We start from the raw sequence: 16416 nt of genomic DNA on the forward strand, positions 1-16416 counted from the left end.
TAGATGGGTCAATTAAGGCTCAATTTCAAGTGCCTGAATAGGGAAATTTAACGTCTTCAGCTGAGGCATTAACTGTTTCGCATCTCCGACAACGATAATTTGATAGTCCGCAGGGTTAAACCACTTACTCGCCATCTCGTTGAGGGTCTGTTTAGATACATTGGCAACAATACTATTTCGGGTTGCCAAATAATCATGATCCAAGTTATAGGTCAGTATCGAACTTAATAAATACGCTTTTTGTGCTGGGGTTTCATATTTTAGCGCATCTTGTTGCCCCACAGCCAAACGCATAAATTCAATTTCTTTATCAGTAAAGCCCTCTTTTGAGACATTGTCCATTTCTTTAATCAACTCGACAATAGCCGGTGCTGTAGAGTCAGCTCTTACCTGAGCGGTGGCCACAATAGCCCCTACCTCACGATTACTCGCTACATAGGTACTTGCCCCATAGGTATAGCCTTTATCTTCTCGTAAGTTTTGGTTAATACGACTATTAAAGTTACCACCTAGATTAAAGTTGGCCAGTTGCGTTAGATAGGTTTCCCCCGTTGCGTCAAACGGTAAACCTCGACGAACTAAGCGAACAGCGGCTTGCGGCGCTCCGGGCTTATCAACCAAGAATAATGTTTGCTTACCCATCGCCGATAATTTACTGCGACGTAGCAGTGGTGGCGCTTCACCTTGCCAATCTAACAAGCTCGATAAGTCCTTACGTACCTGTTGCTGTGATAAATCACCTACCAGCAAAATTTGTGTTCCCTTAGGGGTATAGAAAGTCTTATAAAAGTCTTTCACATCTTGCAAGGTGAGGTTCTGTACTGAGGCAAGCGTACCCGATGATGAACGGCTATAGATACTGTCACCGTACAACACTTCTCGCGTTGCCTGCGAAGCTAACCAACTTGGCTTTTGATGCTCATAAACCACACCTTCTAGCATCTGGCGTTTCACTCGTTTAAAGTCATCTTCTTTAAACAGTGGCTGGAACAGAGATTTTTCCACCAATGCCATAGTGGCGGTAAAGTTTTTACTTAAACTCGATACCGTCAACGTCGTATTGTATTGACCGGCAGCTAACGAAACGCTACTGCCTAATTTATCTAACTCGGCTTGTAGGGCCTCACTGCTCAGTGCTGCACTTCCTTCTGACACCATAGACGAGGTTAATGTCGCTAACCCTTCTTTGCCTACAGGGGCATAGCGATTACCCGCGGGCATTTTAATTTGCATCATCACTGTTGGCGTTTCAGAGCTTTTTGTACCTAACACTTCAATATCATTACTTAAATGAAAGGAATATAGGCTCGGCATACTACCACTCACTGCCGATTGCACCTTAGGCATCACAGAACGATCAAAGGTGTCCTTAACAAAACGATACTGCAGTGCGCTCTCATCTATTTTCTGGTGAGCAGGTAAGGTTCTTGGTGGTGTGACAAACGTGGCCGTTCTAGCCGCAAGCTGTAGCTTGTGTTTTGGTACAACCGACAATACCACCTTATGCTTATTGTGAATAAAGCCTTGGTACACATCATATACCGATGCTAACGTCACTTGGTGTAAACGGTCTAACTCGGTTTGCAGACGGTCAGGTTGTTTATAGAAGGTTTCATTAGAGGCTAACTGAGCCACTTTGCCATGCACACTTTGTACGGCAAATATCGAACTGGCTTCAGCACTACCAATCACTTGCTGTAATACATCAGGATCGATATCCGACGGTTTCAAGTTGTCAATGATGCTACGCACTTCATCGTAGAGCGGGGTAAGGTCAGGGTGCTTACGTGAATCGGCCATAACATACACATAAAAATTACACGCCAACTCAGAACACTGATGGAAAGCGCCGGCATCCAAGGCTTTTTCGGTTTTAACCAGTTTCTGGTAAAGCACACTATTGCGACCATCACCTAACACTTTAGCTAACACATCTAAGTCGGCATTGTGTTGCTCACCTAAATAGGTTGTTGGCCAACCGATCACTAGCATAGGCTGCTGTATGCGATCTTCTACTGTGACATAACGATCTTCGGTTAATTTTGCCGGTTGTTTGTCAGCGGCTTTCACCTCTGGACCTTTAGGAATAGGCGCAAAGTATTTTTCTACCCATTTAAGCACTTGCTCTGAGTCAAAGTCACCGCCTATGGTCAATACCGCATTGTTAGGGCCATACCAACGCAAGAAGAATGCTTTGAGATCATTCACATCAACTTTATCGAGATCTTCAACATAGCCAATGGTTTGCCATGAATAAGGATGCCCTTCTGGGTACATAGCCTCACCCATTTTCTCCCACATCATGCCATAAGGTCTGTTTTCATAATTTTGCGCACGTTCATTTTTTACAGTTGAACGTTGTATCTCAAATTTGCGTTGTGATACGGCCTCAAGCAAATAGCCCATACGGTCAGATTCAAGCCATAGCATTTTTTCAAGCTGATTTGATGGGACGGTTTCAAAGTAATTGGTGCGGTCATTGTTGGTGGTACCGTTAAGAGAACCCCCTGCTTGAGTTATGATCTTAAAGTGCTGTTGATCGGCCACATGTTTAGAGCCTTGAAACATCATATGCTCGAAGAAATGAGCAAAGCCTGACTTACCTATTTCCTCTCTTGCTGAGCCCACATGGTAAGTCACATCGACATGCACTAAAGGATCGGAATGATCAGGGGCTAAAATTAATGTTAAGCCATTGTTGAGTTTGTACTTTGAATAGGCAATAGAGGCTTTTCCTGGAATCGCACTCACTTGCTCAACCAATTGAATCCCAGAGTCATTCTCTTTAGATTGTGTTGGTTTCTGCTGAGTGCTACAGGCCGAGAGAAGCGCGACTACTGTCACCGCCCCCATCAACTTGCACTTAGACAATGACAAGTTGAGATGAGATAAAATCATTGTTTTTCCTTATAAATTACTCAGACCAGTGAACAGCCCAATGAGAACCATGTAACGCACGAATTTCCCCAATGTAATCAATATCAAGCAGGGAAGAAAACGCATTCGCAACCAACCGGCTGCTAAGCACAGTGGGTCACCTATGACAGGCATCCAACTAAACAAAAGAGTCCAGTAGCCATACCTTTGTAACCAAGCTATAGCTTTGTGACCATGCTTTTCTTGTTGAGTTCGATTTGGTATCAACAAACCTAGCCAATAATTAGTTAAGCCACCTAAAGTGTTGCCTAACGTCGCGACCAATAGAATACTTGAAATTGAATATTGATTAAGATTTAAGGTAGCGATTAAGGCTGCTTCTGAACCACCGGGTAACAGTGTTGCACTCAAAAAACCGGTAATGAACAATAACGTTAGCGCAGAATCGGCCAACCAAACCCCTAACTGAGAAAATACCGCATCCACTCGCTTGTGCCCTTAAACGAAAAGAGTATCGTGCCACACTCTATGCCATACGCCTATACAGCATAACATTTGCTAATCATTTTCGATAAGTATGACAACATACTACAGTAAATATGTGCAATATCATTGTTTTGCTATTACCGATAGATGAAAAAAAAGGATGCAAAAAAGCATCCCTTCTATAGTCGTCATAGGTGAAAAATTTTAAAACATTAGCCTACTAACGCTAGCAATATACCCGCAGCAACTGCCGAGCCCAATACACCCGCCACATTTGGCCCCATCGCGTGCATCAACAAGAAATTCTGTGGATTAGCATCTAACCCCACTTTATTCACCACTCGAGCGGCCATAGGTACAGCGGATACTCCTGCGGCCCCAATAAGCGGGTTGATATCTTCTTTAGAGAGCTTATTGAGCAGTTTCGCCATCAGTACTCCACCGGCGGTACCAATACTAAAGGCTACAGCACCTAAACTGAGAATACCTAAGGTTTCCACGTTTAAGAATGTATCTGCCTGCAATTTAGAGCCGACGCCTAAACCTAGAAATATCGTCACTATATTAATCAGCTCATTTTGGGCCGTTTTACTCAAACGGTCCACTACACCGGCTTCACGCATTAGGTTACCTAGACAGAACATCCCCACTAAAGGCGTTGCAGAAGGCAAAAACAAAATGGTCATCAGTAATACACCTAAAGGGAAAAACACCTTCTCAGCTTTACCTACATGACGCAATTGCCCCATTTTTATCTGCCGCTCCTCCGGTGTGGTTAACGCCTTCATAATAGGTGGCTGAATAATAGGAACCAGTGCCATATAGCTATAGGCCGATACCGCTATAGCGCCTAAAAGCTCAGGGGATAGTCTGCTGGCTAAAAAGATCGCCGTTGGTCCATCGGCACCACCAATGATGGCAATGGAAGACGCATCAGCCAAACTGAACTCCATCCCCGGCACATAGTTAAGTAAAATAGCGCCAAATAAGGTGGCAAAAATACCAAACTGAGCCGCCGCACCTAGCCACAGTGTTTTAGGGTTGGCAATCAAAGCACCAAAATCGGTCATTGCCCCTACACCCATAAAGATAAGCAACGGGAACACCCCTGTTGAAATCCCTATTTCATACACGTAGTACAACAGTCCGCCAGGATCGGTAAAGCCTGCATTAGGAATATTGGCTAACACAGCACCAAAGCCAATGGGCAGCAGTAGTAAAGGCTCAAATCCCTTACGAATAGCAAGAAAGAGGAGGCCACAACCGACTAAGATCATGCAGATCTGACCAAACTCAAAGTTAGCGATACCCGTCTCTTTCCAGAGAATCAATAAACCGTCCATGAGATTCCCTTACGCTAGGCTAAGTAGCGGTGAGCCAACTGAAACTGAATCACCCTCTTTTACATGCATACCTTGTATCACACCACCTCGTGCAGCGCGGACTTCGGTTTCCATTTTCATCGCTTCAAGAATGAGTAATACATCCCCTTCTTCAACGACTTCGCCACTGGCCACATTCACTTTAAAAATATTACCCGCTAATGGCGCAGGTACATCTTCACCACTGTTGCTAGCAACTGGAGTCGACTGTACCGCAGAAGAGGAGGCGACTGAGGTAAGTTGTCCTTGAGGGCCTACTTCTACGTCATACACTTGCCCATCCACTTTAACGCTATAAGACTCTATATGGTTATTCGACGTCGTACTAACCACTGCTGGAGTCGCTTCAAGTGTCGAACCAGGAACAGGCTCAAACATCTCCGGGTTATGACGATGTTTTAAGAATTTAAGACCCACTTGAGGGAAAAGCGCATAAGTGAGTACATCGTCTTCAATCTCTTCAGACAAAGAGATGTTATCGGCCTTAGCTTTCTTTTGTAACTCTAACGTCAGAGAGTCGAACTCATCTTCAATCAGATCGGCTGGGCGACACACAACAGGCTCAGCACCATCCAAAACCTGCTGTTGTAATTGACTATTCACGGAAGCCGGGGCTTTACCGTACTCCCCTTTCAATACACCCGCAGTTTCTTTAGTGATGCTCTTATAGCGTTCACCCGTCAACACATTAATGACCGCTTGTGTACCCACTATTTGCGAGGTCGGCGTCACTAAAGGAATATACCCCAGATCTTCACGTACACGAGGGATCTCTTGTAACACTTCATCTAGGCGATCCGCCGCCCCTTGCTCTTTAAGTTGCCCTTCCATATTGGTCAACATACCACCGGGGACTTGAGCAATTAAGATACGAGAGTCGACCCCTTTTAACTGACCTTCAAATTGAGCGTACTTTTTGCGAACTTCACGGAAGTAAGCAGCAATAGGTTCTATGTGGCTTAATTTCAGCTTGGTATCGCGCTCGGTGCCTTCTAACATAGCAACCACGGTTTCCGTTGGTGTATGCCCGTAAGTACAACTCATTGAAGAAATAGCCGTATCTAAGATATCGACCCCCGCTTCCACCGCTTTCACCGCGGTGGCTGTGCTCAATCCAGTGGTCGCATGACAATGCAGGGCCAATGGCACATCACATGACGCTTTAATTCGACTAATTAACTGTTCTGCTTCATATGGCTTAAGTAAACCAGACATGTCTTTAATACAAAGAGAGTGGCAACCTAAATCCTCTAGTCGCTTGGCGAGATCTACCCAAGTGTCTAAATTGTGCACCGGACTGGTGGTGTAAGAGAGCGTCCCTTGCGCGTGAGCGCCAACATCCACCACAGACTTAACCGCTTTTTCGAAATTACGAACATCATTCATCGCATCAAAAATACGGAATACATCCATACCATTCACATGGGAACGTTCGATAAATTTTTCTACAACGTCATCGGCATAATGGCGATAGCCCAGTAGGTTTTGCCCACGCAACAACATCTGCATAGGGGTATTTGGCATGGCTTTTTTAAGTTCACGCAAACGTTCCCACGGATCTTCACCCAAGAAACGAATGCATGAATCGAAAGTGGCTCCGCCCCAAGTTTCCAAAGACCAATAGCCAACTTTATCCAGTTCAGCGGCAATGGGTAACATATCTTCGGTACGCATACGAGTTGCGAACAAAGATTGATGTGCATCTCTTAGTACGACATCAGTAATTGCAAGAGGTTTAGACATGCTCATTAATTCCTTTTAAATTTTCTGTGGGGTTGCAACAGAACGGTGTCGCTGTATAGCGGCCGAAATAGCGGCCACAATTTTAGGGTCAACTTGGTCAGTTGATTTTGCTTGAGTTGGCTTTTTTATATTCTGCGAGTGTGTCTGTGCTGGCTGTTCAATGGGAAGCAACTTCGACATCAAACGAACAACAAAGACCAATAAGGTTAAAAAAAGAAAAACCATGGCCATACCAATAGCCATTATTGAAGCAGCTTCAGAGAGCAGAGCGGGGATGTTATCCATATTAATAAATTCCTTAGTTGTCATACCAATCGTAGTAATTAACTGATCATTCTAGCTTGTTAAAACACATGATAACGGCGTTGCAATTTTTGAATGTAGAACAACTACTTATCAAAAATAGCGCCTTGTTCTCAAGTGTTTTTCCTGCGCTATTTCTGACCACTTAATTACTGTGATTGGTATCATCCTGACAATTTGATGTTTTGACATCAAGCAACTGATTATCAATATCGCAAAGAACTTGTCAATTTTTTTACACAGATAAGTGCACATAAACACATTGCACACAAATACACTACATATACTGTGCGTAATGAAGGGAAAATACTGAGATCTTACTGAGGTTATAGAAATTTAAGTGGCCATAGATGTGAAAAAACCCCGCTAAAAAGCGAGGTTTTTAAAAGTGGCGCGTCCTGGAGGATTCGAACCTCCGACCGCCTGGTTCGTAGCCAGGTACTCTATCCAGCTGAGCTAAGGACGCGCGATGCTTCTTTGCAGAAGACTTTATAGAAATGTCGATAGTGAAATCAACACTTCGTTGTAGTGGCGCGTCCTGGAGGATTCGAACCTCCGACCGCCTGGTTCGTAGCCAGGTACTCTATCCAGCTGAGCTAAGGACGCGCAATGCTTCTTTGCAGAAGACTTTATAGAAACGTCGATAGTAAAATCAACACTTCGTTGTAGTGGCGCGTCCTGGAGGATTCGAACCTCCGACCGCCTGGTTCGTAGCCAGGTACTCTATCCAGCTGAGCTAAGGACGCGCAATGCTTCTTTGCAGAAGACTTTATAGAAATGTCGATAGTAAAATCAACACTTCGTTGTAGTGGCGCGTCCTGGAGGATTCGAACCTCCGACCGCCTGGTTCGTAGCCAGGTACTCTATCCAGCTGAGCTAAGGACGCGCAATGCTTCTTCACAGAAGACTTGTATAGAACCGTTAAATTATATTTAACCATTCATTGTAAAGTGGCGCGTCCTGGAGGATTCGAACCTCCGACCGCCTGGTTCGTAGCCAGGTACTCTATCCAGCTGAGCTAAGGACGCACAGGTATTCTCAATTTGAGAAGGGTGCGAAGTCTATCACACTTTTCAAATTAGGAAACAAAAAAATTGACCATTAAGGTCAATAAATGGCGGTGAGGGAGGGATTCGAACCCTCGATGCGGCTACAAACCACATACTCCCTTAGCAGGGGAGCGCCTTCGGCCACTCGGCCACCTCACCGCATTATTACTAACAAGTTAGTATTTATATCGTAAAACGATATGGCGCGTCCTGGAGGATTCGAACCTCCGACCGCCTGGTTCGTAGCCAGGTACTCTATCCAGCTGAGCTAAGGACGCACATTTATTCTAGAAGATAACTCTAAAAGAACGTTCGCAAGAATGGCGGTGAGGGAGGGATTCGAACCCTCGATGCGGCTACAAACCACATACTCCCTTAGCAGGGGAGCGCCTTCGGCCACTCGGCCACCTCACCGTCTTGCGGAGGCACATATTACGATTTACCAAAAATATGTCAAATACTTTATTGGCAAAATGATAGAAAAATCAGTTAACAGCACAACTTTCAACCAAACTGCTCAAAATTGCAGTTATTTATGTTTGCACTGAGCATAAAAACAAAAAGGCTAACCCATTTGGTTAGCCTTCATAGAAACTTAATAGTTGCCTGGTGCAACGTTCCCGTTACCCTTTTCAGCCTGAATACGCATGTAAATTTCTTCACGGTGTACAGAAACTTCTTTAGGTGCGTTAACACCGATACGTACTTGGTTTCCTTTAACACCTAGTACTGTAACGGTTACTTCATCCCCTATCATCAGGGTTTCACCAACTCGGCGAGTCAAAATTAGCATTCGATAGCTCCTTGCTGTCACTCAAATTCAATTTGAGATCTATTATTCAATAAAAATAACAATTTGGTAAAGAACTTATTACTGAATAAGTGCTTTTTTGTTTTTAGCAACATTATAAGGCTGCTCAATGTACTTAGAGTGTATCAAATTAGCAGCACGATCTAGATGTTCTGGTCATAGTAACAATTTCACTACCCTATCACACCTAAAACAATCAAGAACTATGATACCCCCCACTAACAATTGACTTTGAGCCCTAAAAAACAACTCATTTCATTCAGTGTGATGTAAGGTATGGCTAGAGCATCAATAGATTCCACAACATAAATTCTCATGATAAAAATGCGGTAATTTAGAGAGATCATTGTTTTCAATGACGATAAACGCTCAGAACATCAAAATATTGCTTGCGTAAATAATACCATATATGGCCCCTCTCTTATTGCAAGAGACAACTATGATAACCTCTAATACTCGATTGATCCCATATATTCGGCTTTGGGTATCAGGTTCACCCGCCATGATGGATATCCGAACCTAGTTATCATATCAATCGGCACGGCTTCAAAGAGCCTTTGGTATTAACTGATTTGAACTAGGTGGTTATGAGCCTTCAATCATCATATTGTTTCTTTAGCAATTTGTTGAAAAGGTTCTTCTAGTTTTTGTTACTACGCTACTATAACTAGGCTGCTTGAATTTTGTAGTCTTCTTGTTTTACGATCATTGCCCAAGCCATTCTGGCCATCTTATTCGCGAGCGCCACACAAGCTTTATTGAATCCGGCTCGAGATTCTAAATTCACCGCCCAAACACTGAGTTTGTCATCTTTATTTTTGGCATGCTTCAAAGCGCTTCTCGCTCCATTGATAAGTTGAGTTCGTAAGTAGGTATTTCCTCGCTTACTTATTCCCAATAAACGAACTTTATCACCTGTAGAGTGCTGTTTTGGCACCAGACCACACCAGGCAGAAAAATGGCGACCATTTTTGAAATTCTTACCGTCACCAAGAGCCACCCAGAGAATGCTCGAAATTAATGGCTCAACTCCTGTCATAGTTTGAAGGGTAATCCTCCCATTAATAATTGCATTTAATCGTAGAATCTATGCTGCAACTTGTAGTGGTGGGTACCCTCCATTAGCTAAATGTGGACGCTAGTGATTGTAGAACCATAACCACTGAGTTGCTTTATCTTGAACCTCTTCTAAGCTGTCGAACAGGTACTTACTCACCAAGCTAAACCTTACGGTTCGATTAAATCTTTCGATATACGCATTTTGTTGTGGATTCCCTGGCTGAATATAGTCTATTCGGATGCCATGCTTGTCTGCCCACTTTGTAAATAAGTGACTAATAAACTCGGGGCCATTATCACAACGTATCGCTATCGGCTTCTGCCGTTGTTCAGTTAAATGACCTCCGGCAAAGCCGGAGGCTTATTGGGTGACGCCCTCTAAGGGCTTAAGTAAGCGCCCTGGGCGCTAGATTCCAAACTTCAATTGAACTCTGTGCTCATCTTCTTGCTCTTGATTCCGTATATACTCAAGAACTGTTGCTTCATCTAAGCCAACCGTTGAAACAAAGTAACCTCTTGCCCAAAAATGTTCTCCATTGAAATTTCTCTGCCTGCCTCGAAACTTTTTGGCTATCGAAATTGCACTTTTTCCTTTGAGATAACCAACAACATTAAACACTGAATATTTTGGTGGGACACTGATACACATATGAACATGGTCTTTCATCAAGTGCCCCTCTTCAATCGTGATGCCTTTACGTTTAGCCAACTCCTGAAATGTAGAGCCTAGATGCTTCCTAATTGCACCATAGATCAATTTTTGTCTTTTTTTTTGGATAAATCCCATCGTGTATGAGACAGACTCTTATAGTCTCGCATAGGTTGTTTCCTCTTTACTTTTGGTCGAGCAAAGAAGTTACATATACCGTTGTCACGGTCAAACCTATGCGAGTCACCCCAGCATAGCTGGGGGTTTATCAATGTTTAATTAGGTTATCTAAAATCCTCGTGACGCGCTCTGCTGGCATCGAAAAATCGAGCTCTGCAGCTAAATCCTCACGTTTGTAGTCATCTATCACATTGAATAAGCGATATTTCCGCCCATCCGATAGCTGGTCATGCATAAAATCGACTGACCACACTTGGTTCGCTTTGATGGGCTCCTTGAGTGGCTCTGGTGCATGACGATTTAGGCGACGTTTAGGCTTGATACGTAAATTCAAGACAACTCACAGTAGATCCGATAAACCCGCTTGTGGTTCCATTTATACCCTTCCAAATGGCGAAGATGATGGAAGCACATGCCAATCCCCAGTCGGATCTTTCCTCGCTATTGCACAGTTCTAGGAGCAAGTTAGCAATGTGCTCATTCTCTGATTGCAACTTAGGCTCATAGCGATAGCACGTCTCACTAATTTGAAACCAGCGACAGGCATTTCTAATACTGACATGTTGATTCGCCACTGAATTCTGAGCCATCAAGCAACGCTCACAGGGCTTCACCACTTTTTTGCCATAGCTTCGGAGATAACTTCAGCTTTGAGACGTTCCTCAGCATACATTTTCTTGAGCCGTCGGTTCTCTTCTTCAAGCTCTTTCATTCGAGTCATAAGAGATGCATCCATACCACCGTATTTAGATCGCCATTTGTAGAATGTGGCGGTGCTCATGCCATGTTATCGACAAAGCTCTTGAATATGGGCTCCAGCCTCTGCTTGCTTTAAGATCGCTAAGATCTGACTGTCCGTGTAACACGATTTTTTCATAGTGAATCTCCTGTATAAATCATACGAGAAAATTCTACTTTTTCATGCTGTTATTTTTCGGGGGGATTACCCTCCTCAATACTTGTTAAAACAAGCATTTGCTGCTTGGTTTTGTAACTAACCATTTTTAACAGCGTAATTAAATTATCTAAGCTAGACACATCACCTACATTAGCTTCTTCTAATGCACTACGATAATAATCAATATACGCAGGTTCAAAAGATTCAAACCCAAGAGACGCTAAATAACTCACTATTATCGATGAAAACTGTTTATGTTTAATCATCTGAGCAATTTTAGAATAGTAAAAGTACATATCGATCATTTGTTGAAAATACCGTTGCTTAAGAATATGACATAGAAATGGATTTTCTAGAGTACATAGAATAAATGGTAAATATATGACAGGTTAATTATTGGGAATTAATGCGCACCTTATTTCTATGCTCACTCACAAATAACCGCGACGGACATATAGCTACTTTTAGATTAAATGTGACACTGCTCACTATGCGCTTTTGTTAAACATAACTACCACAAATCTTTTATACCCTTCATATCTGTTTAGTCAATGATTTATTTGAAAGTTATTCCCTTGCATAACAAAAACTTTAGTAAGCAATTGTTTATTAAGGATATTAATATTAGCCACCAAGGAAAACTTAGTTTTCAATTAACATCAATATGAATTATTGATTTGAGTGATAGCATTCGAATTACATATTGACTTTTTATATGGTCTGGAATTTGTTCGAGTCAATTTGTGTTTAAATCAGGAGCTGTTCCAGATCAACTGTAAGGTTAGGAAATGAAAAAAATCACAATAATCGCTTCTGCTGTTTCAGTGGCATTACTTTCTGGCACAGCGTTCGCAACTACAAAATCAGATACCACTAAATATAAAAAATCTAGAGTTAGCACATCTGTTTCTACTACATCATCACCATATAAAGATAAAAAAACCAAACCATCAGCATCTACTTTAGAACAGCAACATCAAACAGAACAATTACAAGCCGCTAATATTGCTGACCTTAAAAAATTACAGTTAGCACAGAAAGATGTGACTAAAAAAAAATCATCCAAAGCAGTCAATGCGTACAAAACAACAAGTGCAAAAAATAAAGTTTTGTTAACGCCCAAAAGCACCATTGAGCAGAATAAAAAGACAGCACAGGCACTAGCAGATAACGACGCTGACCTTAAAAAATTACAGGAAACATTGAAAGATGTGTCTACAAGTAAAATAACCAAAACTAAAACCGTAAACACAAATGCAAAATTAAAATTTTTGTCAAAGCAAGAAAGAATCAAAAAATCACAGGAAACATTGAAAGATGTACCTAAAAGTAAAATAACTAAAACTAAAACTAAAACTGTAAAATCAAATGCAAAAAATAAAGTTTTGTTAACGCCCAAAAGCACCATTGAGCAGAATAAAAAGACAGCACAGGCACTAGCAGATTACAACGCTGACCTTACAAAATCACAGAAAACATTGGAAACTGCGTCTACAAGCAAAATAACTAAAAACAAAACTAAAAGCTTAAACAAAAATGCCAAATTAAAATTTTGGCCAAAGCAAAAAAACACCATTGAGCAACATAAAACGACACAACATATACAATTAGAAAATGCACAATTGAACGTTGCACAATCGAGAGCAACTAAAGCGCTAAAAAACGCACAGAATATTGAATCTAAAAAAGCTGGAATACCGACTAGCAAAGCTGTACCTCATCTAGTAAACAGTAAATATAACAAAGCATCAATTGATGCTAATAGTTCAGCTATTGCTTCTAACCGTACTGGCGTAGATGCTAATTTTGAAACTAGTTTTAATAATAAGAATGCGATTAATGCAAACCATACGGCAATTGATGCTAACCGTACGGACATCGATATTAATCATACTATAATTGATGCTAACGCTCATTTAGCGGGCGTACTTGTCTCTGAGGTTGACATTAATAGTAATCATATTAAGGCTAATGCGGAAAGTACCATAAATAATCGTAAAGATATTAAGGGTGATGAAGCATTAATTGATGCTAATAGTTCAGCTATTGCTTCTAACCGTACTGGCGTAGATGCTAATTTTGAAACTAGTTTTAATAATAAGAATGCGATTAATGCAAACCATACGGAAATGGATGATAACCGTACGGACATCGATATTAATCATACTATAATTGATGCTAACGCTCATTTAGCGGGCGTACTTGTCTCTGAGGTTGACATTAATAGTAATAATATTAAGGGTGATGAAGCATTAATTGATGCTAATAGTTCAGCTATTGCTTCTAACCGTACTGGCGTAGATGCTAATTTTGAAACTGGTTTTAATAATAAGAATGCGATTAATGCAAACCATACGGAAATTAATGCTAACCGTACGGACATCGATATTAATCATACTATAATTGATGCTAACGCTCATTTAGCGGGCGTACTTGTCTCTGAGGTTGACATTAATAGTAATCATATTAAGGCTAATGCGGAAAGTACCATAAATAATAGCAAAGATATTAAGGCTAATGCTAAAGGTGTCAATACACTGTTTAGTAATTATGCGATGAATAAGTCAGCGATTGAAGCGAATACCAATAGCATTAAGGGTGATGAAACTGCAATTGCAAGTAATGAATCGGCCATTACAGTGGCTACAACAGACATTAACGCCAACAAAACGTCTATTTCTAGCAATAAAACAGCAATTGCTAGCAATAAAACGTCCATTACAGCGGCTACAACAGACATTAACGCCAACAAAACGTCTATTTCTAGCAATAAAACCGCTATTGCAAGCAATAAAACGTCCATTACAGCGGCTACAACAGACATTAACGCCAACAAAACGTCTATTTCTAGCAATAAAACCGCTATTGCAAGCAATAAAACGTCCATTACAGCGGCTACAACAGACATTAACGCCAACAAAACGTCTATTTCTAGCAATAAAACCGCTATTGCAAGCAATAAAACGTCCATTACAGCGGCTACAACAGACATTAACGCCAACAAAACGTCTATTTCTAGCAATAAAACCGCTATTGCAAGCAATAAAACGTCCATTACAGCGGCTACAACAGACATTAACGCCAACAAAACGTCTATTTCTAGCAATAAAACCGCTATTGCAAGCAATAGCAGTAAATTAGCAACTCATGAGGCAACAATTAAAACGGCCACTACAGAAAGACATGCTAATACTGCCTCTATTGCTAGCAACACAACCTCTATTACTAGCAACAGAACTGCCATTGCAGATAACTCCCATGCTATTGGAACAAACAGTGCAAATATTGCCAGTAACAAACTAGAGATTGATGGTTTACGTGCTGATTTAGAAAAACAATCTAAAAAGATGGACGGTTCAATGGCTCAAGCGGGTGCTTTTGCCGGTCTTGTTAATCCATACGGTGTAGGTAAGATCAATATGACGGCAGCTGTTGGGCATTCAGGTGATGCAAATGCTATTGCTATTGGTTCAGGTTACCGCGTTAATGAGAACTTAACACTTAAAGTTGGTGGGGCTTACGACTCAGCTTCTGAACAAGTTACATCTTACGCTGGTATGGGTTTCGAGTGGTAATCTAATATCCTATAAAATAGTACCTAAAAGAATATCAGTAGTAGTAAATAGCTGAACAATCATGATTTTTTGAATATTTACTTACTGTGATTGGCATAAAAGCGACCATAAGAGATTATGGTCGCTTTTTACTTACCAACACAAAATACAGGGTGAGCGCTAACCGAGGGCGTTCAATATTCTGTGTCAGGCTAATTTTTAAATTTCTAGCACGCTGTCTAAACGCCCTTCAAAATAAATGGCTAACTGGGATAAACAAAGGCTCCAATTATGGATTGGCATTGTCCATTTCTCAAACGCATTCAATATGCCAGCATAAAGTAGCTTCAACAAGCTATTTTCGTTAGGGAACGCGCCCTTTGTTTTAGTCAGCTTTCTAAATTGACGGTGGACGGCCTCAACCGCATTAGTCGTGTAAATCACCTTGCGTATATGCTCTGGATATTTAAAGTAATGCGAGAGATTATTCCACTTTCTGCGCCATGAGTTGATGACCAGTGGGTATATGTCCCCCCACTTGGCTTCTAGTTCATCAAGTGCAAGCTCAGCTGCTTCTTTACTTACCGCTCGATAAACAGGCTTCAAATCCGCCATAAAGGCTTTCTGATTTTTTGAGGCGACATACTTCATGGAATTACGGATTTGGTGGATTACGCACAGCTGGGTTTCTGTTTCTGGGAAGATAGTCGCTATCGCCTCAGGGAAACCTGTTAACCCATCGACACAAGCAATTAAGATATCCTTAACACCACGATTATGCAGGTCGGTCAGCACAGATAACCAATAGTTAGCCCCTTCATTTTCTGATAAATGAAGCCCTAATATTTCTTTCTTACCTTGCATGTTCAACGCTAAAATCGTGTAAACAGCCTTGCTGATATAACGGCCATCCTCTTTGACTTTATAGTGAATAGCATCAAGCCAAACTATTGGATAATGGCTGTCTAAGGGGCGTTGCTGCCAAGCTTTAAGCTCAGGAATAAGCTTATCTGTAACACTATTTATTGTGCCACTTGAGACGTTAATGCCGTACATATCCTCAACGTGTTTATTGATATCTCGGTAGCTCATGCCCATGCTAAACATGGAGAGAATTTTACGGTCTATCTCATCAGTTAATGTTGTTTGCCCCTTTTTAATGAGCTGTGGTTCAAAAGTGCCGTTTCTATCTCTTGGAGCATCGAGTTCAAAGCTACCTGAAGGATGTTTGATTGTTTTTGATGTTTTACCATTCTTGCGGTTAGAGATGGGATCGTTCTCAAGATGCAGCTCTAACTCAGCAGTCAGAGCAGCTTCAGTAAGTTGCTTGATAAGTGGGCCAAGTACACTGTCTTTACCCGTAAGGCTTTTTCCTGCTTGAAGTGCTTTAAGCGCTTGGTCAAAATCAAATGGTTGGGTCATGTG

9 protein-coding genes, 8 tRNA genes and 4 pseudogenes are annotated in these 16416 nt (G+C 41.6%); 1 reads left to right on the forward strand and 20 read right to left on the reverse strand.

The genetic code is table 11. The features are described from left to right. Window positions 1–12: 12 nt before the first annotated feature. The 19 genes and pseudogenes from OCU56_RS10430 to OCU56_RS10520 all read right to left on the reverse strand — a co-directional run bounded on the left by OCU56_RS10430 (window position 13) and on the right by OCU56_RS10520 (window position 11742). A complete protein-coding gene (locus OCU56_RS10430) occupies window positions 13–2853 on the reverse strand; it encodes a M16 family metallopeptidase (protein WP_390904867.1) in 2841 nt (946 codons plus the stop codon). Window positions 2854–2907: 54 nt separating this feature from the next. Next, a complete protein-coding gene (locus OCU56_RS10435; RefSeq protein WP_261873171.1) occupies window positions 2908–3363 on the reverse strand; it encodes a YqaA family protein in 456 nt (151 codons plus the stop codon). A gap of 212 nt (window positions 3364–3575) precedes the next feature. Further along, entirely contained in the window at window positions 3576–4706 is a 1131-nt protein-coding gene (locus tag OCU56_RS10440; RefSeq protein WP_261873172.1) for a sodium ion-translocating decarboxylase subunit beta, read from the reverse strand. A gap of 9 nt (window positions 4707–4715) precedes the next feature. After that, a complete protein-coding gene (gene oadA / locus OCU56_RS10445) occupies window positions 4716–6488 on the reverse strand; it encodes a sodium-extruding oxaloacetate decarboxylase subunit alpha (RefSeq protein ID WP_261873173.1) in 1773 nt (590 codons plus the stop codon). A 15-nt stretch (window positions 6489–6503) separates the two neighbouring features. Beyond that, window positions 6504–6773, reverse strand: coding sequence for an oxaloacetate decarboxylase subunit gamma (locus OCU56_RS10450; protein ID WP_261873174.1), 270 nt, complete (start codon window positions 6771–6773; stop codon window positions 6504–6506). 407 nt (window positions 6774–7180) lie between these two features. Further along, window positions 7181–7257, reverse strand: a tRNA-Arg gene (locus OCU56_RS10455). Window positions 7258–7320: 63 nt separating this feature from the next. Beyond that, window positions 7321–7397, reverse strand: a tRNA-Arg gene (locus OCU56_RS10460). 63 nt (window positions 7398–7460) lie between these two features. Next, window positions 7461–7537 (reverse strand) — tRNA-Arg (locus OCU56_RS10465). A 63-nt stretch (window positions 7538–7600) separates the two neighbouring features. Continuing rightward, window positions 7601–7677, reverse strand: a tRNA-Arg gene (locus OCU56_RS10470). Window positions 7678–7742: 65 nt separating this feature from the next. Further along, window positions 7743–7819 (reverse strand) — tRNA-Arg (locus tag OCU56_RS10475). An 87-nt stretch (window positions 7820–7906) separates the two neighbouring features. Continuing rightward, a tRNA-Ser gene (locus OCU56_RS10480) sits at window positions 7907–7999 on the reverse strand. Between the two features lie 42 nt (window positions 8000–8041). Next, a tRNA-Arg gene (locus tag OCU56_RS10485) sits at window positions 8042–8118 on the reverse strand. A 43-nt stretch (window positions 8119–8161) separates the two neighbouring features. Next, window positions 8162–8254: transfer RNA gene (locus tag OCU56_RS10490), tRNA-Ser, on the reverse strand. Window positions 8255–8435: 181 nt separating this feature from the next. Continuing rightward, complete coding sequence (gene csrA, locus OCU56_RS10495) at window positions 8436–8633, reverse strand: carbon storage regulator CsrA (protein ID WP_009847619.1); 198 nt, start codon at window positions 8631–8633, stop codon at window positions 8436–8438. Window positions 8634–9318: 685 nt separating this feature from the next. Beyond that, window positions 9319–9699: pseudogene (locus OCU56_RS10500) on the reverse strand (transposase); the annotation flags it as partial. Window positions 9700–9789: 90 nt separating this feature from the next. Beyond that, window positions 9790–10047 (reverse strand): annotated as a pseudogene (locus OCU56_RS10505) (integrase core domain-containing protein); the annotation flags it as partial. A 69-nt stretch (window positions 10048–10116) separates the two neighbouring features. Next, a pseudogene (tnpA, locus tag OCU56_RS10510) lies at window positions 10117–10529 on the reverse strand (IS200/IS605 family transposase). A 104-nt stretch (window positions 10530–10633) separates the two neighbouring features. After that, window positions 10634–11416 (reverse strand): annotated as a pseudogene (locus tag OCU56_RS10515) (IS3 family transposase); the annotation flags it as partial. Window positions 11417–11466: 50 nt separating this feature from the next. After that, window positions 11467–11742 carry a hypothetical protein gene (locus tag OCU56_RS10520; RefSeq protein WP_261873175.1) on the reverse strand — a complete coding sequence of 92 codons (276 nt, stop codon included), beginning with the start codon at window positions 11740–11742 and terminating at the stop codon, window positions 11467–11469. A gap of 483 nt (window positions 11743–12225) precedes the next feature. Between OCU56_RS10520 and OCU56_RS10525 the strand changes: the two genes are divergently transcribed. Next, complete coding sequence (locus OCU56_RS10525) at window positions 12226–15012, forward strand: YadA-like family protein (protein ID WP_261873176.1); 2787 nt, start codon at window positions 12226–12228, stop codon at window positions 15010–15012. Between the two features lie 198 nt (window positions 15013–15210). Here OCU56_RS10525 and OCU56_RS10530 read toward each other — a convergent pair whose 3' ends face one another. Next, complete coding sequence (locus OCU56_RS10530) at window positions 15211–16413, reverse strand: IS256 family transposase (protein ID WP_261873177.1); 1203 nt, start codon at window positions 16411–16413, stop codon at window positions 15211–15213. Window positions 16414–16416 lie beyond the last annotated feature (3 nt).

It is taken from the genome of Vibrio rarus, from assembly GCF_024347075.1.
GTDB classification, from domain to species: domain Bacteria; phylum Pseudomonadota; class Gammaproteobacteria; order Enterobacterales; family Vibrionaceae; genus Vibrio; species Vibrio rarus.

Coding starts and splice junctions, on each gene's coding strand:
- OCU56_RS10430 (WP_390904867.1), bottom strand. CDS start 2,853: ATGGGGGCGGTGACAGTAGTCGCGCTTCTCTCGGCCTGTAGCACTCAG.
- OCU56_RS10440 (WP_261873172.1), bottom strand. CDS start 4,706: ATGGACGGTTTATTGATTCTCTGGAAAGAGACGGGTATCGCTAACTTT.
- oadA (WP_261873173.1), bottom strand. CDS start 6,488: ATGTCTAAACCTCTTGCAATTACTGATGTCGTACTAAGAGATGCACAT.
- OCU56_RS10450 (WP_261873174.1), bottom strand. CDS start 6,773: ATGGATAACATCCCCGCTCTGCTCTCTGAAGCTGCTTCAATAATGGCT.
- csrA (WP_009847619.1), bottom strand. CDS start 8,633: ATGCTAATTTTGACTCGCCGAGTTGGTGAAACCCTGATGATAGGGGAT.
- OCU56_RS10520 (WP_261873175.1), bottom strand. CDS start 11,742: ATGATCGATATGTACTTTTACTATTCTAAAATTGCTCAGATGATTAAA.
- OCU56_RS10525 (WP_261873176.1), top strand. CDS start 12,226: ATGAAAAAAATCACAATAATCGCTTCTGCTGTTTCAGTGGCATTACTT.
- OCU56_RS10530 (WP_261873177.1), bottom strand. CDS start 16,413: ATGACCCAACCATTTGATTTTGACCAAGCGCTTAAAGCACTTCAAGCA.